This is a genomic window from Serratia fonticola (assembly GCF_001006005.1).
Lineage (GTDB): Bacteria > Pseudomonadota > Gammaproteobacteria > Enterobacterales > Enterobacteriaceae > Chania > Chania fonticola.
Window position 1 is genome coordinate 5,573,895 of the sequence record NZ_CP011254.1, and the last position, 20,444, is coordinate 5,594,338.

A 20,444-nucleotide genomic window follows, 5' to 3' on the forward strand; every position below is an offset into this window, starting at 1 on the left:
GCACTTAGAATAAAAGCGATGACATAAAGGCTACGGCGAGCGCCAGGCAGGTATAGACGAATAACCGCCACGGCAGAACTTCGTCAATTCCCGCAAAAATCAGCAGAACGCGCGCCCCTATCGCCACCACGAGGCCAATCCCAGCACAGGCTAGCCAGGCGGGGAAATAAGAGCCGAGCAAGGAAAATGCTGGCGCACCAAAGTCACGACACCCGATGAGGCTAAAGGTGCTGACCAGCAATAAGGCCAACGCTCCATAACGCGTATGGCCAGAACGAAAAAACACAGGCCCCCTACGCTGACGAAAAGAGTGTGCGCTTGCCATTTTATCTCCCAAAACCGCATTGCGGCGCTGTACTAAACCGCGCTGTTTTCCAGCGTATTTTTATAAATTTGCCCATTTTTCATGATCATCTGAAATGCTTCCTCAGGCTGGGCCAGCAGTTGAATATCCGTTAGCGGATCGCCGTCGACAATGATCATATCGGCCAGAGCGCCTGCTTCTATCACCCCGAGCTTCTCGGGATAAGGGTTACGCGGGCCGGAGAGCGCGCAAAGTTCGGCATTGACGCTGGTAGCCATTTTAAGAATTTCAAGAGGCGTATACCAGCGGATCAGCTTGGCAAGCTGGGCTCCTTGACGTGTGGCAAGCCGGGCGTCGAACAGTGTGTCGGTACCCCAGGCGGTCTTAATGTGATGCTTTTTCGCCAGTTGGTAAGCGTTATCGGTTCCGGCGGACATCACCAGTTGCTTGGCGCGTGAAGCCGGATTCGCCATCGGTACGGCATCTTCATCGTCCAGGAAAGGTTGCAGGCACCACCATAGGTTTTCTTGCGCCATGAGCTCCACGGTCTGCTCATCCACCAACTGGCCGTGTTCGATACATTTCACGCCGCCTTTGATTGCCATGGTGACAGCGCGGGCCGTATAGGCGTGAACGGTCACGTAGGTACCCCAATTTTCCGCAGCGGTCACCGCCGCCTGGATTTCGGGCACGGAGCCTTCAGTTACGTCGATGCCGTCATAGAGCGAGGCGACACCGCCACCGGCCATAAATTTGATCTGGGATGCCCCCCTCATCAGTTGTTCTCTGGCACGCAACAACACCTGGTCGGCGCCATCGGCAATGGCAGTTATCCCTACCCGTTCGATATAGCTCAGAGAATCCGCGGGTGCGCGTGGGACTTCGCTGAGCATGCGAAAATCACCGTGGCCGCCGGTCTGGGAAATGAACGCCCCGGACGGGTAAATGCGCGGGCCAACCGTAATCTGCTCATCAATCGCACGTTTCAGACCAAACACCGGCCCGCCCATATCGCGGACCGTGGTGAACCCACGCAGCAGCGTTGCCTGTGCTTCGGCAATCGCCAGCGCCTGGATATAGTTAAAATCGGCCGTCATCGCCGTCATCATGGAAGGGCGAGCCATGATGGCATGCCAGTGCGCATCAATCAGGCCGGGCATCAGCACGCCACCTTTGCCGTCTATAATCGTTGCTTCCGCTGGCGGAGGCGTATCAGCAGGTTCAATCGATTTGATTTTGTTGCCTTCAACGATAACCTGCATGCCCTCGCGCAGTTGGTCAGAAACCCCGTCAAAAATCCGTACGTTGATAAACGCTTTCAACTGCGTAGCGCTTGCGGTGGCATTGGAATGCGTGGATTGTCCTGCAGGTATTGCTGCTGCGACCGTGGCTGTCGTTATCGGCGGCGCTTTCGCCGCCTGTCGGGTTAATACCGTATTAATGCGTACAAATGCCGGGCTGTGGCATAGGCATGCCTCAGAATGTTCGCAGGCAGGCTGAAACATGAGATTTTGCTGCATGACACATCACTCCTTATCAAATCAAACCGACTTCGCGGGTAACTGCAGGTTTTGTTTAGAGTAATTGTAGAACGTAATCCTCACAATGCTTTATTTTTCGATAATTTTATATCCTCATTAATAAACCATTAGATTGCAGTGGATAACATGGGAATTACCTTGTCAATTGAGAGAAAAGTCTCATTAACAGATTTAATGTTATTATAACCATGACGTAACAATGATTAAATTACTGACATAAAAATCCGAGTGCAACTACCCCTATGAATTACCACACTCCCGCTTAAAAAATATTGGCAAAACGCCCAACAAGAAAAGCCACTTTCCTACTGATTTTACTGGTTAAATATTATATTTATGATGATTCCCTGTCTTTTTCAAAAAATGTTCTAGAATTAACGCCAAGACTTGATGGCGTTAGTAGAGCACAGGGGACGGATTTACGTGATCCTGCCGAGTATATTGACATATAAAAATCAAGAGGGTTTTTATGAGTAACAGCAACCAGAAAAATAACAGCAATGTTAATGATGATGTTTATTCCTCGATAGATTTGGCCATTTCACTACCGAAATCGGGGTTTCCAGACGCAGAGCGAAATCCTCGCCACGTATTTAGTGCTATCCGCGATGAATTAATGTTAGACGGTAACTCACGGCAAAACCTGGCGACATTCTGCCAGACCTGGGTTGATGAAGAAATTCGCGACCTGATGGATCTGTCCATCGACAAAAATATGATTGATAAAGACGAGTATCCACAAACGGCCGAAATTGAAGCCCGCTGCGTACGCATGTTGGCCGACCTGTGGAAATCACCGTCGCCGGGCACTACGCTGGGCTGCTCCACCATTGGCTCGTCAGAAGCCGCTATGTTGGGTGGGTTAGCGCTGAAATGGCAATGGCGCAAAAAGCGTGCCGCGCAGGGCCTGACAACCGATAAACCCAATATGATCTGCGGACCAGTGCAAATTTGCTGGCACAAATTCGCGCGTTATTTCGATGTAGAATTGCGAGAAATCCCTCTGGAAGGCGATCGTCTGATCATGAGCCCGGAAGAGGTACTGAAACGAGTCGATGAGAATACCATAGGTGTAGTCCCCACCCTCGGAGTGACCTTTACCTGCCAGTACGAGCCGGTAAAAGCGGTCAGCGACGCACTCGATAAGCTGCAACAAGACACCGGGCTGGATATTCCTATTCATGTCGACGGTGCCAGCGGCGGCTTTCTTGCCCCATTCTGTGCCCCCGATCTGGAATGGGATTTCCGCCTGCCCCGCGTAAAATCCATCAATACCTCAGGCCACAAGTTTGGGCTGGCCCCTCTGGGTGCAGGCTGGGTGGTATGGCGTGAAGCGGCAGACTTGCCCGAAGAGCTTATTTTCAACGTCAACTATCTTGGCGGCAATATGCCTACCTTTGCGCTCAACTTCTCACGCCCTGGTGGGCAGATCATCGCTCAGTACTACAACTTCTTACGCCTTGGCCGCGAAGGCTACGCCAAAGTCCATAACGCCTGCTATGCCACGGCCCAGTATCTTGCCGACGAGATCGGTAAGCTCGGTCCGTTTGAAATCCTGTTTGATGGCGACAGTGGTAAAGGCATCCCGGCGCTGGCCTGGAAACTGAAAGAAGACGCCAATATCGGTGGCTACACGTTGTATGACCTCGCCGATAAATTACGCTCACGCGGCTGGCAGGTACCTGCGTACTCCATGCCAGCTAATCGGGAAGATCTGGTGATCCAGCGTATTCTAGTACGCCACGGCGTGAGTTTTGACCTGGGTAGCCTGTTGCTTGACGATCTGAAGCGAGCACTTGAGCATTTCGAAAGTCATCCGGTCGTTAATCCACTTACGGAAGATGAAGCGGCCGGTTTTAACCACGGCTGATCCACATCTGATCTGTTAATGGAGTGGCCTGCTCTTCGCCACTCCTGTTAACCATAAAAATTAACTGGCAAGCATCTTCGCTTGTCCCAGGAGAATTGCCATGGCTAGCACTCAAATCATCGCTGCGCCAAAACAACTCACGCTGTTGGGCTTTTTTGCCATAACGGCATCAATGGTGATGGCGGTTTACGAATACCCAACGTTTGCAACCTCTGGTTTTTCACTGACCTTCTTCCTGATCCTTGGCGGCTTGCTGTGGTTCATTCCGGTAGGATTGTGTGCCGCAGAAATGGCAACGGTTGAGGGTTGGCAGGAAGGTGGCGTGTTTACCTGGGTTTCTAAAACCCTCGGTGAGAAATGGGGGTTTGCCGCTATTTCGTTTGGCTATTTGCAAATCGCGATAGGCTTTATCCCGATGCTCTACTTCGTGCTAGGGGCGCTGTCCTATATTCTTAACTGGCCCGAACTCAATAACGATCCGATAGTTAAGACCGTCGCCGCACTGATTATTTTATGGGGTCTGGCCTTGACTCAGTTTGGTGGCACCAAGAATACCGCTCGCATCGCCAAGATTGGTTTTTTTGCCGGTATTCTGCTGCCAGCCGCAATTCTGGTGATCCTGGCCGTCACTTATCTGCGCTCTGGTGCTCCCATTGCGATTGAAATGAATGCCGAAACCTTCTTGCCGGACTTCACCAGCATGAGCACGTTAGTGGTGTTTGTGGCCTTCATCCTGAGCTATATGGGGGTGGAAGCCTCCGCTACCCACGTCAATGAGATGAAAAACCCGGGCCGCGATTATCCGCTCGCCATGCTGCTGTTGATGTTTGCGGCAATTTGCCTGAGTTCAATCGGCGGGTTGTCCATTGCCGCCGTAATACCCCATGAGCAAATCAACCTCTCTGCAGGCGTGATGCAAACCTTCACGGTGCTGATCAATCATTTGGGGACGGGTTTCGAATGGGCTATCCGCGGTATCGCTGCGCTGTTGCTCCTCGGAGTGCTGGCTGAGATCGCTGCATGGATTGTCGGGCCTTCCCGCGGGATGTTAGTGACGGCACAACAAGGGATCCTGCCTGCCCGCTTTGCCAAAATGAACAAAAACGGCGTCCCGGTGGTGCTGGTCATTTCCCAGTTACTCATCACCTCGGTGGCACTGATTGTGCTGACCAATACCGGGGGTGGCAATAACATGTCGTTCCTGATTGCACTGGCGCTGACGGTGGTAATTTATCTTTGCAGCTATTTCCTGTTATTCCTGGCTTATATCCAGTTGATCCGCAAGCAGCCGAATAACAAGCGCACCTTTAATATACCGGGTGGCAATGGGGTTAAAATTGCAGTGGCGGTCATTGGGTTGCTGACCTCTCTGGTAGCCTTTGTCGTCTCCTTCTTCCCTCCTTCGGGGCTACCGGGTGGGGAAGCTAACGACGTCTATGCCGGTTTACTGGTCGTGTGCTTCCTGGTGGTGCTGGTAATCCCCTTCATTATTTATGCACTGCATAATAAAGCTGCCGGAGCGAAAAATATCACGCTGGTGCCAATCAGCACGGATAGCGCTCAGGAAGGGCATTTCTTCATCCATCCGAAGGCTCGCAGCCCGCATCACATCATTGTCGATGGTAAAAAGGTTCACTAATCCTCGATTATTGGGTGGATGTGCGGCAACGCCATCCACCTCTTTACACCCCGGTTAATTAGCTCGGCAAGCGGCTCAATTCCGTGATTTTGCCAGCGCTAGAGGCGTCATCGCCAACAGCGGATGGGTTTTCATCAGCTCAAATGACCAATCCACAAAGCTTCTCACCCGAACCGACAAATGCTTGCCGGTGGGATAGATGATATGAATTGGCCGTGGAGCAAAGTGCCACTCGGGTAACACCGGCTGCAAGAGCCCACTCTTCACATAGCTTTCCACCGCGAAGGGGGCTCCGGAGCAGATGCCTGCCCCGGTAAGACAGGCACTCATAGCCACATCAGGATCTTCGATCAGCAAACTGCTGTTGCCTACTACCGCAATGCTCCGGTTTGCCGATTGCAGATGCCAGGTAAGCTGCTTACCGCGCTGAATGCCAAAACCCCCAACCCATCGATGATGCTGAAGATCTTCAGGCTGCCTGATAGCCCGCGCTGAACGGAGGTAATCCACTGAAGCATACAAGCCCATCTGCACGTCGCAAACGTGCCTGGCCACCAGCGTTGAGTCCTCCAGTATGCCGCCACGGATAGCGCAGTCGATACCCTCCTCAAACAAATTGCTGATGCGATCGCTGCTGGCAAGCCGCACCACGATCTCTGGAAAACGCGCCTGAAAGTCATGCAACTGAGGTGCAAGGATCCAACGCGCAATCGAGGCCAAAGCCTCGATACGGATCTTGCCGCTCGGCGTTGTTACCCCGCCGCTGAGCCCCCCTTCCAATTCATCGATTTCCGCGAGAATTTGCTGGCAGCGCTCAAAATAGGCGCTGCCATCCTCCGTCAGGCTCAACGCCCGGGTCGTTCGATGCAACAGGCGCACGCTCAGGGCGCGCTCAAGATCGCTAATCCGCTGGGAGATCCGCGCTTTGGGAAGCCCCATGGCGATAGCCGCGCGAGTGAAACTTCCGGTTTCAACCACTTTGACAAAAGTGGCCATGGCTGCAAGTTTGTCCATTTGTTCACAAATGTTGAACAGAGTTAGCTTTTATAGTCTATTTATTAATTTTTGCTGTCAAATATCATGACTATCGCGATATCAACCCAGCTTGGAGTCTCCATCATGATGCAATGCGATCCCACCACCGGCAGTTGTCTTCTGCCCGATGAGTCCCCTGGTACTCAACGGCAGACAACCACGTCCAGCGATATCGTCATTCGTTACGTCGGCGATCCGATGTGCTCTTGGTGCTGGGGTATTTCACCTGCGGTGAAGCAACTGGCGGAGTATTGCGATCAACATGGCCTGAGTTTTGTGATGACCATGGGGGGTTTGCGCGCTGGCGGCGGCGATCCTTGGAATTTGGCATTCAAAGCCTTCTTAAGGCAGGAGTGGAGCCACATCCAGAAAAAAACCGACCAACCGTTTGGTTTCAGCCTGCTGGAAGCAGCACAATTCAACTACGATACCGAGCCGGCCTGCCGGGCAGTCACAACGGCTTCCCTGTTGTTGGCTGAACGAGGTTTACCTTCCTCTGCAGCGTTGCCGTTTCTCGCAGCAACCCAGTACAAATTCTATGTCGATGGGCAGGATCCTAAAACCGAGGCGTTTTATCATGACATCTGCGATCGGGTTGGCCTGCCATTTGACGAATTCAGCCAAACCTTTACGTCACAACGGGCCAGAGTGGCGGTTAGCCAAGACTTTGCGCTGTGCCGCCAATGGGGCGTTCGCTCTTTCCCCACCCTGTTGCTAGAACGCCATGGGGAAATATCCCTGCTCTCTACGGGTTATGTGGACTCAGAGACATTACTTAACCGTCTCAGCGCACAGTTACCCCCTGTTGCAGAACACACCACGGAATAACCCTGTTTGCTATAAAACCACCAGCCACCAAAAGGATCACGATATGAGTGTCATTTTACAGATTGATTTTAGTTTCCCAGCCGACCAGCTTGGTGCAACCCTGTCCAAAAATGCGCAATCGCTGGCCGAAAGCATCAATCAAGAACCTGGTTTCATCTCCAAGATCTGGACTGAGAATGAGCACACCGGCGAGGCGGGCGGGATATACTTTTTCGAAAACCGAGTGTTTGCCGAAAAATATGCCGAACACCACGTCAAAAGGGCTGAGGCGATGGGGGCTAAAAATATTCATCTGAAAATATTCGACATCAACCTTCCCCTGACCAAAATCAACCATGGGCGCTGTGATTAATTTTGCGCTACATCCGTTCCCCCTTCCTTTTGGAAGGGGGTGACACTGATAGAGTCAGCGAATTTGCTGTCTGCCTGAACGCCTTATTTTTCGCCAATACCAAAAGCCGCCCAACAAACACACCATCACCAATATCCCTGCGGTCATTAGCCAGTTTATGTATCGCATTATAAACGGAGGCTCCCCACCATCACGAAGGGTCTGTACATCCTGCGCAGTCACTTTATCGTCAATACCGGCAAAACGACTGCGGACATAGTTACTGACTGAGGCAATTTGCGCGTTGTTTAACTGTTCAGCAAATGCGGGCATGCTGATATCGGTGTTACTGGTTTTACGTTGGATACCTTCCACGATGACCATCACCAAATTCTGCGGACCGAATGCGGAAACCGCGCGGTTGCGAGTTAATGCGGGATAAAAGCTATCGTCGGTTCCCTGACCGTCATGACCATGGCAACTAGCGCAAGCATTTTCATAAAGTTTAGCTCCGTCCGTTGTTGAGCTGTCTGTCAGGGTTCCCTGCCCGGTGAGAACGCTATTGATATCAACCCCACCCCGTGGCGATTGAAGCCCAATGTTGGCTACCGCCGTAGGAATGGCTGGCACCTGCTTAACCCATGAAGCGATCGCATTCAAATCATCATCCGTCATTAAGCTGAAGCTATTTTCGACGGCCTCCGCCATCGCACCTGCCGCCTGTGCCTTGCCAACCAGATGCCCGGTTTTCAGGTAGGTGACCAGATCCCGCTGGCTCCAATCGCCAATGCCACTCTTATCAGGGGTAATATTAGGGGCGTACCAGCCACCAAGCGGGCTACCGGCAAGGTTAAGGCTACTCTGCTCTGCCATCATGATATTGCGTGGGGTATGGCAGGCACTGCAATGCGCCAACACCTCAACCAAATACTTACCGCGATCCAATGAACCAGTAAGCGCCTCTGCCTTATCAGCAGAAGCGCCGCTGAGATACAACAGATTCCAACCCCACATAATCTGCCGGATATTAAACGGGAAACTCAGATCGGTACGTGCCGAAGGGGGAATATCTGCGGGTTCAACCCCCTGCATAAAGTAGGCATAAAGCGCCTGTACATCCGCCGTAGTCATATCACGGTATGACGTGTATGGCATAGCTGGATAGAGATTCTTGCCATCAGCGGCGATACCCTCACGCACAGCCTTGGCAAACTGCTGTTCGCTATAATTACCGATGCCGTACTGCTTCGAGGGGGTAATATTACTGGCGATGATACGCCCCATCGGTGACTCGATCGCGTATCCCCCAGCAAAGGGAACGCCATTATTGAGAGCCTGGCGATGGCAGGCACCACAATCAGCAGCGATCGCAATATATCTGCCACGCTCAACCAACGCTTTATCGGCGGCAAGTACAGCCAAAGAGTGGCTAAACCCAATAAACAACACGGTTATAGCGAGAAACCTGAAAAGTATCTTCATATTCAAATCTCACGCTCAATGATTTCAGCTGCGCGAATACTCAGAGCTACGCCCGTCAACGTGGGATTGACGACTCCCGAAGCGGGGATTACCCCAGTCGTCGCGAGAAACAGGTTGCTATGATCCCAGCACCGGCACTCGTGGTTTACCACTGAATCTTTTGGGTTATCGCCCATGATGACGGTCCCCATTAAATGGTCACGGTTTTGCCAGCCAGTATTGTCATTAATGACGGTGCCCCCCATCAGAGCGACGAATCTTTTGTAATCCGCCTCCACCACGGGTTTTGCCGCTTTGACATAGTCATCGACTTCGTAATTCACCGTCAGCATCGGAATGCCCAATGCATCTTTGCGTGTGGTACTTGGGCGTACGGTGTTGCTTGCCTGGGGGAGGGTTTCAAACACCGTGGAGATATCGACCCAGCGTGCCGCCTGATGGCGGATCTGTTTGTCCAGTTCGCTACCTATGACACCTTGAGCTATCAGACGTTGTGCTACGGCCATATTGGGGACATTGTTAGCAATGGCATGCTTGATTGCCGCTCTTGTTTTACGAAAATCGCCTTCGCGAGAGTTGAATATTCCCCCTTGCTGTACGGCGCCTCGCCCCGGCCAAAGAGGTTCATCGGCCAGAAACTGCAGGCCCATGCCGGTGTGATCCATTAAATTACGCCCCACCTGATCGGAACTGTTGGCGATATCCGATATTAACAACAGTTTTGCCGTTTCCAGCCCGTGAGCGGCAACGATAAAGTATTTTGCGGTTAACCGCGTATCGACACCTTTAGAGCTGCGAACATGAGCTGCGACAATTTTATCATCAACGCCTTTTTCCAGTTTCCACACGGTTGAATCCGTGAATAAACGTGCCCCGGCATCTTGCGCATGTTGGGCATGTTGATCACCGCTGTACATGGCACCAATCGGGCATACCGGCATACAGTTATTATTACCGCTGCAGGCGGGGCGACCATCATACGGACGAGTAGCACGCCCATTGGGTTCATGGATAAAATGATAACCTGCCGGAGCCATTCGGCTTTTCAACCGCTGGAATAGATAGGTTTCACCTTCAGGTAACATCGGATACGGCTGCGAACGTGGAGGAAAAGCACTGCCGCCCTGCCCACTCTGATCGTCGGTATTACTACCGCAAACCCCCCAAAGCCACTTCGGCCTGGTGGTAGAAAGGCTCCAGCTCGTGGTATTCCAGTGGCCAATCGCGCCCCACGCCATACAATGTTTTTAGCTTCATATCACTAGGCAGATAGCGCCAGCAAGCGGCCGCCCAATGCCAGGTTGTCCCCCCCACCAGTTTCAGCATGCCGGGCCGGAAATCAAAGGAACCGGTATTCTCTATGTATTGTTCATCATAGGAGTGATGGGCCCAAGGCTCGTTGGGATAGGGAGAGTTATAGTTGGCTTTTTTCGATGAGTTTCTGAAATTGTCGACGATCTTCCAGCGCGGTATTTTCTCGCCAGCTTCAAGAATAATAACCGCCTTGCCACTGCGGGCCAGCAAGGTTGCGGCATTACTGCCCAATGCGCCAGAGCCAATGACAATCACATCGGCATCATAGTGTTTACTCATGATATTGCTCTCATTTTCAACGGGAACTAGTCGCTGTTGAGGGTTATAGGTGGCTGCACCCAATAGTTTGTCTTGCCTCGGGAATAAGTGGGGATCACTGTCGCGTCCAAAGTAGGAGCATAGGCAAAGGCATCGGTATAGCTGACAAAACGCGTGTTATCTGACGCCCTTAGCGATACGGGTGTTCCTGTATAACCAAGATACCAGGCAGAAATGATTTTCTTGGCGGTGTCGCCAGTGGGGCCAGTCATAATCAAATGATTATTCAGTTCATCGGCCGAGAGAATATTTGCAACTCTCAGTGCATTGGCCAGCAACTGCATTTCCTCTTGAAAGGAAGGATCCTCTTCCTGCAAACAATTCAAGGCACGTAGTGCTATTACCGGACTCATTTTTTTCCCGTTGGTTAATAGCACTGAAAGCTTAATAAAAATGGCAGCGTCGCTGCTTTCACTCGGCATTCTCCCCCAGGACAAGGAAGATTTGAATACGGCAAAGCCCATCAGGGCAGTGCCTGCTGTTAGAAAACGCCTTCTCGAATACATAAATTACGGCCTAATTAAATAAGTACAGCGAATGTCCTCCAATAACTCTACAATGTAAACAGATTAATTTTCCCCTAAATTTATGACCAAGCTGAAATTATATTTTTTTGACATTAAAAAATAAATTAAGCATGTATATTGATGACCAATTGTAAATAACCCCCTTAAATTAGGAGACCGCTAGTGGCCAGCTATCAACTCTCGGTTTGTGCAGAAATGGTGTTTTTGGATTTACCCTTTATCGAACGTGTAGAGCGCATTCATGCGCTGGGTTTTGGGGCTGAGATCTGGAGCTGGGCCAATAAGGATATCGATGCACTGGTGGCGACAGGAGCTCGCTTCACCTCAATGACCGGTTATCTCAGCGGCAATCTAACGGATGATCAAGAAATCGCGCAGTTGCTGCAAAGTGCAGAAACCTCACTAACGATAGCCGAGCGGCTGAACTGCCCCTGCCTGAACCTGCACGGTACCGGCCTGGATCCACAGGGCTTACCGGTGAAACCGGTTGACAGGGTGACGGGTAACATGTGGTTGAAGGCTGCCGATACGCTTCGTCGTTTAGCACAACTCGGTGAACGGGCTGGGCGTATCTTTACCCTGGAGAACCTGAACCTGACGGTTGATCATCCCGGCACGCCTTTTGCCCGCGCAGCTGACACACTGACGTTGGTGGAAACGGTCAATAGCCCAGCGCTTAAGATGAACCTCGACCTCTATCACGCACAAATCGGTGAGGGCAACCTGATTGAACTGATCCGCCGCTGCGGCACACAGATAGGCGAGATCCAGGTAGCGGATGTGCCTGGTCGTATGCAGCCTGGGACCGGGGAAATCAACTATCGCGCCATTGCCAGAACGCTGCAGGAGATTAATTACCAAGGTGTGATAGCACTCGAAGGCTGGGCCTCCGGGGACAGTAGCGAAGCACTGGCACAGTTTCGCGATCACTTCACGCTGTGATGTTTTGCCCGCCGGGTAATGGCTCTACTCACTTTTTCAAGGTCACCACATACTCCGATAGCACGGCGATATCCTCGTCACTTAAACGCGCTTTGGCCTTATTGCCAGCGCCCACGATCTCGCCTGCTTTGCGGGCTCTTAGGCCTTCTGCGATTTCCTGCTGGGTTAAATCTTTCAGCGGGCGGGCTTTGCCTAAGGCATTTTTTTCACCATAGCGGCCATGGCAGGAGGCGCAGCTATTTTTATAGATCACATCAGGGCTCTGGGCCAATGCCGGGCTGCTACCGGCCAATAGCGTTATTAATAGTGCTACATGTTGCTTGTTCATCAATCTTTTACCCTGTTGTTTCATACCGGTCGTTCAAGGCTAACCCTTTACTAAGGTGAAGAGTTCATACCCCTCACCCTAACCCTCTCCCCCAGGAGAGGGGACAGAATGTGCCACAAATCAACTCCTGCACCTGCCCACGACACAGAACTGACCCCCTCTCCCTTTGGGAGAGGGTCGGGGTGAGGGGGAAATTTGGGCTAACGGCTAGCCTTTCTGCCGGGACTGTTCGAAGATCGTCTTGAGATCGGGTTCTTTCAGCATGCCAACATACTGGCCAATCAGCTTGCCCTGCGGGTCGATCAGATAAGCGGTTGGCGTGCCGATCACCTGATAACGCTCCTGGGTGATCGCCAGTTGGTCGCGTACGTTGGGGTATGACACCTGACGTTCATTCAACAGCGCCTGGATATTCATCTCATCCTTATCCGTGTTGATGCCCACCACCACGATGCTGTCGCCAAACTCTTTACTCAGCTTCTCCAGCGCAGGCATTTCGGCCAGGCAACCACCGCAGTTCGACGCCCAGAAGTTAAGGAACACATGCTTGCCTTGCCACTGGCTCAGCGCAACCTGGTTGCCTTGCAAATCGTAGGCCGCCAGCGCAGGGGCCGCAGCGCCGATCTCGGCCTTCTCTTCTTTACAGCCGTTAAGCAGTAACGCGGCCCCGATTAACAGGATACCGCCGAACTTTTTAGCATTAGCTAACATGCTCCACCTCATGCTCGTTAAGCTCTTCGCCCTGATACTTGCCGTGCTGCAAGCGCACGATGCGATCGGCAAACTTGCCCAGTTCCGGGTTGTGGGTAACCATCACGATGGTGCGCCCCAGCTTGTGCAGTTCGGTTAACAAGCCCAGCACCATCTGCTCGTTTTGTTCATCCAGGTTGCCGGTTGGCTCATCGGCAAAAATCACCGGGGGTTCATTGACCAGCGCTCTGGCAATACAGACGCGCTGCTGTTCCCCCCCAGAAAGCTGGCTCGGCAAGTGATCAAAACGGTGGCCTAAGCCAACCTGATCCAACACCTTGCGAGCGGCCACTTCATCCACCACGCTATGGTAGTGCTGGGCCAGCATCACGTTCTCTAACGCGGTCAGGAACGGGATCAGGTGGAACTGTTGGAATACCAAGCCAATCTTGTCGGAACGGAAGGCTCTGCGCCCTTCTTCATCCAGCCCGGCGGCGTCTACACCGTCCAGCAATACTTGCCCGTCGCTGACGGTATCCAGGCAGGTCAGGATGTTCATTAGCGTCGTTTTGCCCGAACCCGAGGCTCCCATGATGGCCACAAATTCGCCACGCTTGATCTTGAGGTTAATATCCTCGAGTGCCACCACCTGGCCGAAGCGTTTGTAGAGATGACGGGTTTCAATCACCCAGGGTGAGAGTTGCTGATCGTTGGTCGGTTGCTGTTGAGTCACCGTTACTCTCCTTTTAACACTTTGGCCGGTTCGATATTCACGGCGCGATAGGTTGGCAGTGCGGCTGCAATCAGGGCAACCAGCAATGAAAGAATGACCGTCAGTGGAATAACCTGCGCCCGCAGCCCGATAGAGGCAGAGAACACGGTATGCCCTAGAACCTGTGCCAGGATGTAGCCAGCAATAATGCCGACCACCACGGCGAACAGCGCGATGATCAAGGTCTCGGCCATAATCTGGCGCACGATGTCGCTGCTTTTGGCGCCTAACGCTTTTTGTAAGGCAAACTCCCGCGACCGTTCGCTGACGATCGCCATCAAGGTGGTATTCACGCACAGCGTTGATAGCACCAGAATAACCACCGATACCAACCCCATCAGCCCTTTGATCTTATCCAGCACCTGGCCTTCGGAAGCCGAAACCTTGCGGATCGGGCGGATCTCCAGATCGGGATAGCGTTTTTGCAACTGCTCGGCAAACTGCTCCACCTGACCGCGTTCGTTGTTCACACTGAATAAGGCGTGGCTGATCAGGTCCGGCTGATGTAGCCAACTTTGGGCCAGCGGCAGGTTGATAATCAGCACGTTATCCGTGGCGTCACCGGCTTCGACAATGCCTTTGATCTGCAACTTTTTCTTCTGCTCCCCTTCCACCAGCACCACCGAATCGCCCACCTTCAGTTCGAGGCGGTTTGCCAGCTTGTAGCCGATCATCGCATTGCGATCGTCAAAGCTGACGCCAATCCAGTTACCCGTCACCTGCCAGTAAGGAACGATCTGCTTGAGCGATTCGAACCACACGCCCATCACCACTACCTTTTCCAGCTCGGTACGCGCCATGCCGTATAGATATGGGCTATTGGCCGTCACCAGCCCTGGTGGGGCGTTGTCGACAATCTGCTGATAACTCTTCTCCGCCATGGAATTACCCATCCCCGGTCCGACATAAAAGTTGGCGCCGAAGGTGCGTAGCTCCTGGCTCATTTTGGCGTTGATATCAAAATACACCGCAGACATCGCGGTGACGATCGCCGCCCCTACCGCCAACGCAGCAAACACCACCACCACCCGCTGCATCCGTAAGCGCAGCGCGCGGAACACCAGGCGCCAGAACATGCTCTGAGAGGAATTAACGGCCATACAACACCTCCACCGGGTAGAGATGAGCGATGCGGCGGGCCGGGAACCAGGTCCCAGCCAGCGCAATCAGTACCGACAGTACCAGCACGCAAGGCACCACAATCCAGGCAAAACTCAGCGGCGCTCCGAACAGCATCAAACCAATCCCCTTAGCCAATCCCCAGCCAGCGATGCAGCCTAACAGGCCGCCAATAATGCCGCTCATTGCCGCTTCCAGATAGAACAGCATCATGATCTGCCACTGTCTGGCCCCCAGCGCTTTCATCAGGCCAATCTCTTTGGTGCGCTCCATAATATTGCTGGTCATCAGCGAGGCAATGCCCATAGCGGAGGCCAACAGCGCAGCCAGCGTCACCACCGCCAGCAACAGTTGAATCTTCTCGATCACAATCCCTTCTGAGGCGGCCACCTGCCAAATTGGGCGAACGCCGGAACCGGATATCGCCTCTTCCAACTGATGGGCGATGGACGAGACATACGCGGTGCAATACCACAGGTCGTATTCTTCTGCGTCCAGTGACTCCAGATCGGCCCTGGCCTTACGTGACAGCTCGTTCTCCGGCACCGTCAGCGCGGATACGCGGATGGCCTGCACTTTGCCCTTCAGCCCCAGCAAGTTCTGAGCCTGCGCCAAGGGCAGCACCAGTTGCTGTTCTTCATCGCCGCCGCTGGCCAGTATGCCGCTGATCGTCACCTCCAACGCCGCTGCTGGACCTTTGACAGTAATGGTGTCGCCAATCTTCCAGCCGCTCTGTTGAGCCAACTGTTGGCCAACCAGTGCCTGATTGGCCGTGCCGCTTTCATCAGGCCACTGGCCGGTCACCTGCCAATAAGGGCTGATAATCTTCTGGCCAGTCTGATAGTTCTCTTCGTCCGGTACGTTGACCTTCTGCTCAAAGAAGGTCCCTAACACCGGTATTACCCGTTGCTGTACGCTGACTTCACCGCTCAGCAACGGGGCAAAGCCGATGATGTTATTGCGCCAGAAGATGTCTTTGATATTGGGTAGTTCGGCCTCGTCGAGAAAATCCTGACCGGCCAGCGGGTTGTTTTTCTCACCGAACAGCGAGGGCAAGGTCGCCTGCCCGGCCGGTTCGATCAGGATGTTAGCGCCATAGGATTTCATCTCCCGGGCCATCTTGTCGCCGATATCTATCGACACGGCCAGCAGGGCAGAAACCAGGCCCGCCGCCAGAAAAATGGTGATCACCGCCAGCGATTTTTTGCGGATATTGCGATACCACGACTGTTGCAGCATGCGCCATAACATGGTTATTCCCCTTCCTTGATGAATTTCTCTGGCGTGTCGCGGAAGGCTTCATAGTTGGCCGCGCTGGAGAAGAAATAGGTTTTACCGGCGTAGTTGTAGCGATGTTCCGCTTTGGTGTTGGTCAGCTTGCTGCCGTCAACCGGGTCGGTGACTTCCAGCGTAATGATGGTGCTGAAATAGTTAAGGCCGGACTCCAGCGATTTCTTGCTGATGACCAAATCCGTGGCGGTCATATCCCACTCTTCGATCGGCACCGGGTTGCAGCCACCTGGCTTACCGATCGACGGAATAAATATCCGTACATCGCAGGCCACGCATATCACCTGATTGCCTTCCATCACGTAGCCCTGATCGCCGCACAGCAGGCAGGCATCAAACACCACGCCCAGACGCAATTTATCTGGGTAGCGGTTGATCACGAAGAAGCGCACGGCTTTACCGTCGTCAGCCACCCAGACAAAGCGGTGTAGTTTGCCATCCTTGACCTGTTCTATCGGGATATGGACCAGCCCATCGGCATTCAGCGTCACCGGCAAGGCTTCAGATAAACGCGGGGGCTGGGAGGCAATTTTGTCCCAGTAGAGTTGGGAACCGGCAGAAATCACCGCCAGCACCAAGGTCATGACCAACACGCGCCGGGAATTTTGATAGTGGGCAACGGCCTTACGGTGTTCGATGGGCCGCGGTTCCACCTGCGTCCGACGGCGCGGTATGACGACTTTCAACAGGTAAACCAGAGCCGTCAACAGCAGCAATCCGCCGCAGAAATAGTTAATCAGGCCGTTGGCATTGGTGACTTTGGCCACATAGCTCAGCAAGGATTTGGTGAGTTCCAGCACCTGGAGCTTCATTAATGCCAGCATCAGTTCGCCGGAGAGCGGTGCCAGTAGCAACAACGCCAGCAATAGCAGCAGCGGCCAGCGCAGAGTGCGAACCTGACGCACGCAGGCGGCCAATAGCGCCCCGGCAAACGCCACGATAATAATGCTGGCAATCACCGCACTAATATTGAGCAGTAACTCGGTGTTGATGACGTCGGTGGCGGTGATCGCCCCCAGGTTAGGCGTTTTCCCCCAACGCAGCGAAGCCACCAGCACCAGGATAAATTGCCAGACATAGCCCGAACGCGAACCAGAGGTAAACTGGTTAAGCAGGAACAACAGGATCAGAGCGATTTGCAGGCCGGTAAACCACAGCGCCCATTGCTGTGAATCAGGCAGATGAGCCGCGGTAAAGGTGCCGCCAAAAAAGCCGATCAGGCTCAGCAGCACCATCGGGCGCACCAGGGGAGTTTGGCGTATTGTCCAACTCAGCCCCAGCAGCAGGGCAACGGGCAGGAAAGATTGCAGTACCGAAACAAGAAAATAGCTCATGATGACTGTACACCCCGCTCACTGACAAGCTCAGCCTGAGCGGCAATTGGGTATAAACCGTTATCCGTTAATGATGAGCTTGTCCAATCATGGCAACCAACGGAGAACGTCGTGTGGCGTTAGCATTTAAACGCCAACGGCCGGGGAAACATTGCTGCCTGCCCGGCCTGTTGATAGTGAAACCTTTACGGCTAAATCAGTTCAGACCAACATATTTGAAGTCGAAGCTGACATCGAAAGGTTTCCACCAGCGGCCAACGCCGGTGTCACTATCGGTATGGCGATGCAGGCCTGCCTTGGATGGCGGATCGATATGATAGGTCACCTTATAGTTGCCCACGCCCATCATCTTGATGTTGGCACCGTAGTGTGGGCCATCGCTGGCAACCATTGGCATAAAGGTGCCTTCCTGCTTCTCACCGGTATCGGTGTTGGTCAGGGTGTAGGCGATGGTCAGGTAAGGCATCCATTCGCCCGCGCCAAAACCGTTCTTGTTGCCCTCAACCGAGTGGATATCCGCTTCCAGGTGGATGTCGGCTTTAGCCGCTGGCAGCCCCATGCCACGCGGATCCATATCGATCGGTTGCAGGTAGACGGCCGCGATCTCCAGCTCGTTCATTTTTACCGGCTCGCCAGCAGGGTACTCTTTGAAGGCGAACGCCGCTGGTGCGGTGAAGATCCCGGCGATCAGTGCGCCACTGATTAATTTTTTGTTCATAGCCATAGTTGTTATCATCCTCGCTAAATAATCGTTCAGATTAAAAATCATCCCAGAAATACTGCGGGGTGTTACCCCCGACTTGTTGCTACGGTTCCCCGCCTCATGACCCACAGGGCAAATACGGCGGCAATCAGCAGGATCGCCTGCGGTATCAGCGTTTCGACATAAGGGTAAATACCCAGCCAGGAAATTTCTGGCACGCCGCTCAGCAACGTTGGCTCAAACAGTTTGCCTTCGATCAGTTCCAGCACACCTTTACCAGCAAACACAAAGGCCATCAGGTACATAAAGCTGCCGGTAAACATAAAGAACGGTTTGAGAGGTAATTTGACGACGCTGTAGCGCATGATCAGGTAGGCGATCAGCAAGATCACACAGCCGATCAGGAACCCGCCCAGAATGGACAGGTGCCCTTCCATCGAGCTGGAATCCCCCATCAGGGCAAAATAGAACAGCACGGTTTCCGCCCCTTCGCGGTAGACCGCCAGGAAGCTGGTCAGCCACAGGCCAACCATCGATCCGCTGCTTAACGAGTGCGAAAGCTTACCTTCCAGATAGGCTTTCCACTGTTTGGCTTCCACTTTCGACAGCAGCCAGTAGCTCATGGAGAACAGCATCACCACCGCGATCAGCATGGTGAACCCTTCCAGCAGTTCGCGGCTGGCACCAGAGTTAGAGAACAGCCACTGGAAAATCACGGCGGTGATCACGCTGGCCAGTAGCGCGACATACACCGACTGGCGAATGAGCGGCAGTTTGTCGTGATGATTGTTTTTCACCAGATACGCGACGATAGCCGCGACGATCAGCAAGGCTTCCAGGCCTTCGCGCACGATGATTAACAGGCTGTAAATCAGCAGGCTCCAGTTGGTCTGGCCGCCAGTGCCCAACATCTCTACCGCCGCCGCCAAATCGGTTTGCAGCGCCTGAGACTGCTCCTTCACCGTATCAAGCGGTTGCCCGGCCTTGATCTGGCTGACTATGCGCGTGAAGTAGCCTTCGATACGGGTTTTAAAGGCCGAGTCGCGCGAGCCGATCTTGTTCTCCATGCCGCTGGCTTCAAACAGGTCGAAGTAAGCATCCTGGATCGCCATCATGGCGCCTTTGGCATCACCGCTGGCGTATTGCGCAATAGCGGCATTCACCGCTTTATCAATATCGTTGGTTACTTTCTGCCAGTCCGCATCCAGCGCGGCGTCATTGACGTCTGGCGTGGCCGCAACGACTTGGTCATCACGGGTGGTTGGCAGCCCAGGCAGCAAGTCTTCAAGATCCTGCAATAAGGTGGTAACACGGTAGCCGACCTCGTTCATCTGGTCCGGTTCGCCGCTCAGTTTGATCAGCTCAGAGAACTGGCGGTTAATGTCACCGGCCTGCTGGGAGGAACGATTCTGCCGCAGCGAGGTTTCCATTTCGGAGTTTTTGAAGCCGTCATACTGCGCCTGTTGCACCTTTTTGCTGGCTTCGGCGTAGCTGTTGCTTTGATACAGGCCAACGGCTTCGGCCAACAGGTCATCGATGGTTTTAAAGCTCTGCTGCCAATAAGGTGCAATTTGTTCGTTGTCATAAGCGCCGTGCTGCTGCTCCGCCGTGAGTTTGTGCCCACCGCTCAATACCGGCAGCACGCCGTTTAACTCGTTTTTCAGCCAGGCTATTTTGGCATCGACCTCCGCCTGCGGCTTGCCATCGCCAATCATCTTGCGGATTTCGCCAAAGGCGGCCTCCATCTGATAGCTTTTTTGCGCGGAAATGTTGATGCGGATCGGGCCTTCGAGGTTTTCGAACACCTCAAAATAGGCCATCTGTACTTCACTGCGGGCTTCAGCAATCTGTTGTTGCTGGTAGAACTGCGAGGTTTTATCCAGGCGTGACTGAATGTCATCGCTCAACTGTTGGTAATCTGCGGCAGCCAGGGCGACAGAGCTGAGAAGAAACCATCCGGCGCAGAAAAACAGGATCCGTCCAATAATACGCATGGTCATGATAGGCATTCTTATAATGGGAGTAATTCTCATTATGATGGGCGCATCAAGACGATACTCTGATCGAGGTCAAACTA

General features: G+C 53.2%; 20 protein-coding genes. 5 read left to right on the top strand and 15 right to left on the bottom strand.

What is annotated here, in order from left to right; translation table 11 throughout:
* Positions 1-4 precede the first annotated feature (4 nt).
* Complete coding sequence (locus tag WN53_RS24790) at positions 5-250, bottom strand: YtcA family lipoprotein (protein ID WP_037375583.1); 246 nt, start codon at positions 248-250, stop codon at positions 5-7.
* A 107-nt stretch (positions 251-357) separates the two neighbouring features.
* The gene (locus tag WN53_RS24795; RefSeq protein WP_024485170.1) at positions 358-1,824 is read right to left on the bottom strand and encodes a metal-dependent hydrolase family protein; all 1,467 of its coding nucleotides are present in this window, start codon (positions 1,822-1,824) and stop codon (positions 358-360) included.
* A gap of 490 nt (positions 1,825-2,314) precedes the next feature.
* Here WN53_RS24795 and gad point away from each other — a divergent pair, with 490 nt between their 5' ends.
* Both gad and gadC read left to right on the top strand, forming a co-directional pair.
* Positions 2,315-3,715, top strand: coding sequence for a glutamate decarboxylase (gene gad / locus WN53_RS24800; protein ID WP_024485171.1), 1,401 nt, complete (start codon positions 2,315-2,317; stop codon positions 3,713-3,715).
* 100 nt (positions 3,716-3,815) lie between these two features.
* Complete coding sequence (gene gadC, locus WN53_RS24805; protein WP_024485172.1) at positions 3,816-5,354, top strand: glutamate/gamma-aminobutyrate antiporter; 1,539 nt, start codon at positions 3,816-3,818, stop codon at positions 5,352-5,354.
* Positions 5,355-5,429: 75 nt separating this feature from the next.
* Here the strand turns inward: gadC and WN53_RS24810 are convergent, their stop codons facing one another.
* Positions 5,430-6,368, bottom strand: a complete 939-nt coding sequence (locus WN53_RS24810) for a LysR family transcriptional regulator (RefSeq protein ID WP_046808364.1) — start codon at positions 6,366-6,368, stop codon at positions 5,430-5,432.
* Positions 6,369-6,473: 105 nt separating this feature from the next.
* Here WN53_RS24810 and WN53_RS24815 point away from each other — a divergent pair, with 105 nt between their 5' ends.
* Both WN53_RS24815 and WN53_RS24820 read left to right on the top strand, forming a co-directional pair.
* Positions 6,474-7,217 (top strand): DsbA family protein, encoded by a 744-nt coding sequence (locus WN53_RS24815; protein ID WP_024487100.1) that lies wholly within the window; start codon positions 6,474-6,476, stop codon positions 7,215-7,217.
* 43 nt (positions 7,218-7,260) lie between these two features.
* The gene (locus WN53_RS24820) at positions 7,261-7,569 is read left to right on the top strand and encodes a monooxygenase (protein ID WP_024487099.1); all 309 of its coding nucleotides are present in this window, start codon (positions 7,261-7,263) and stop codon (positions 7,567-7,569) included.
* Positions 7,570-7,623: 54 nt separating this feature from the next.
* Here WN53_RS24820 and WN53_RS24825 read toward each other — a convergent pair whose 3' ends face one another.
* The 4 genes from WN53_RS24825 to WN53_RS24835 form a co-directional block, all read right to left on the bottom strand.
* On the bottom strand, positions 7,624-8,970 hold the full coding sequence (locus tag WN53_RS24825; RefSeq protein ID WP_244887731.1) for a cytochrome c: 1,347 nt from the start codon (positions 8,968-8,970) through the stop codon (positions 7,624-7,626).
* A 62-nt stretch (positions 8,971-9,032) separates the two neighbouring features.
* Positions 9,033-10,067, bottom strand: coding sequence for a GMC oxidoreductase (locus WN53_RS24830; RefSeq protein ID WP_244887732.1), 1,035 nt, complete (start codon positions 10,065-10,067; stop codon positions 9,033-9,035).
* Between the two features lie 112 nt (positions 10,068-10,179).
* Positions 10,180-10,623 (bottom strand): NAD(P)-binding protein, encoded by a 444-nt coding sequence (locus WN53_RS29015; RefSeq protein ID WP_244887733.1) that lies wholly within the window; start codon positions 10,621-10,623, stop codon positions 10,180-10,182.
* A gap of 26 nt (positions 10,624-10,649) precedes the next feature.
* The gene (locus tag WN53_RS24835; protein WP_235167089.1) at positions 10,650-11,126 is read right to left on the bottom strand and encodes a sorbitol dehydrogenase family protein; all 477 of its coding nucleotides are present in this window, start codon (positions 11,124-11,126) and stop codon (positions 10,650-10,652) included.
* A gap of 225 nt (positions 11,127-11,351) precedes the next feature.
* On the opposite strand from WN53_RS24835, the gene WN53_RS24840 reads away from it, so the two are divergent.
* Positions 11,352-12,131 carry a TIM barrel protein gene (locus WN53_RS24840; RefSeq protein WP_024486901.1) on the top strand — a complete coding sequence of 260 codons (780 nt, stop codon included), beginning with the start codon at positions 11,352-11,354 and terminating at the stop codon, positions 12,129-12,131.
* Between the two features lie 28 nt (positions 12,132-12,159).
* Here WN53_RS24840 and WN53_RS24845 read toward each other — a convergent pair whose 3' ends face one another.
* From WN53_RS24845 to WN53_RS24880, 8 genes are all read right to left on the bottom strand, one after another.
* Positions 12,160-12,459, bottom strand: a complete 300-nt coding sequence (locus WN53_RS24845; protein WP_024486902.1) for a c-type cytochrome — start codon at positions 12,457-12,459, stop codon at positions 12,160-12,162.
* A gap of 207 nt (positions 12,460-12,666) precedes the next feature.
* Complete coding sequence (locus WN53_RS24850; protein WP_046808366.1) at positions 12,667-13,170, bottom strand: TlpA family protein disulfide reductase; 504 nt, start codon at positions 13,168-13,170, stop codon at positions 12,667-12,669.
* Entirely contained in the window at positions 13,160-13,882 is a 723-nt protein-coding gene (locus WN53_RS24855) for an ABC transporter ATP-binding protein (protein ID WP_024486995.1), read from the bottom strand. The genes WN53_RS24850 and WN53_RS24855 overlap by 11 nt, the downstream gene beginning before the upstream one ends.
* A gap of 2 nt (positions 13,883-13,884) precedes the next feature.
* Complete coding sequence (locus WN53_RS24860) at positions 13,885-14,997, bottom strand: ABC transporter permease (RefSeq protein ID WP_024486996.1); 1,113 nt, start codon at positions 14,995-14,997, stop codon at positions 13,885-13,887.
* Between the two features lie 13 nt (positions 14,998-15,010).
* Positions 15,011-16,291: an ABC transporter permease gene (locus WN53_RS24865; protein WP_046808367.1), complete on the bottom strand. Its 1,281-nt coding sequence runs from the start codon at positions 16,289-16,291 to the stop codon at positions 15,011-15,013.
* A 2-nt stretch (positions 16,292-16,293) separates the two neighbouring features.
* Positions 16,294-17,664: a Fe-S-containing protein gene (locus WN53_RS24870; protein WP_024485921.1), complete on the bottom strand. Its 1,371-nt coding sequence runs from the start codon at positions 17,662-17,664 to the stop codon at positions 16,294-16,296.
* Positions 17,665-17,860: 196 nt separating this feature from the next.
* Positions 17,861-18,388 carry an iron transporter gene (locus WN53_RS24875; protein WP_024485920.1) on the bottom strand — a complete coding sequence of 176 codons (528 nt, stop codon included), beginning with the start codon at positions 18,386-18,388 and terminating at the stop codon, positions 17,861-17,863.
* 65 nt (positions 18,389-18,453) lie between these two features.
* A complete protein-coding gene (locus WN53_RS24880; protein WP_024485919.1) occupies positions 18,454-20,361 on the bottom strand; it encodes an FTR1 family iron permease in 1,908 nt (635 codons plus the stop codon).
* Between the last annotated feature and the right edge of the window lie 83 nt (positions 20,362-20,444).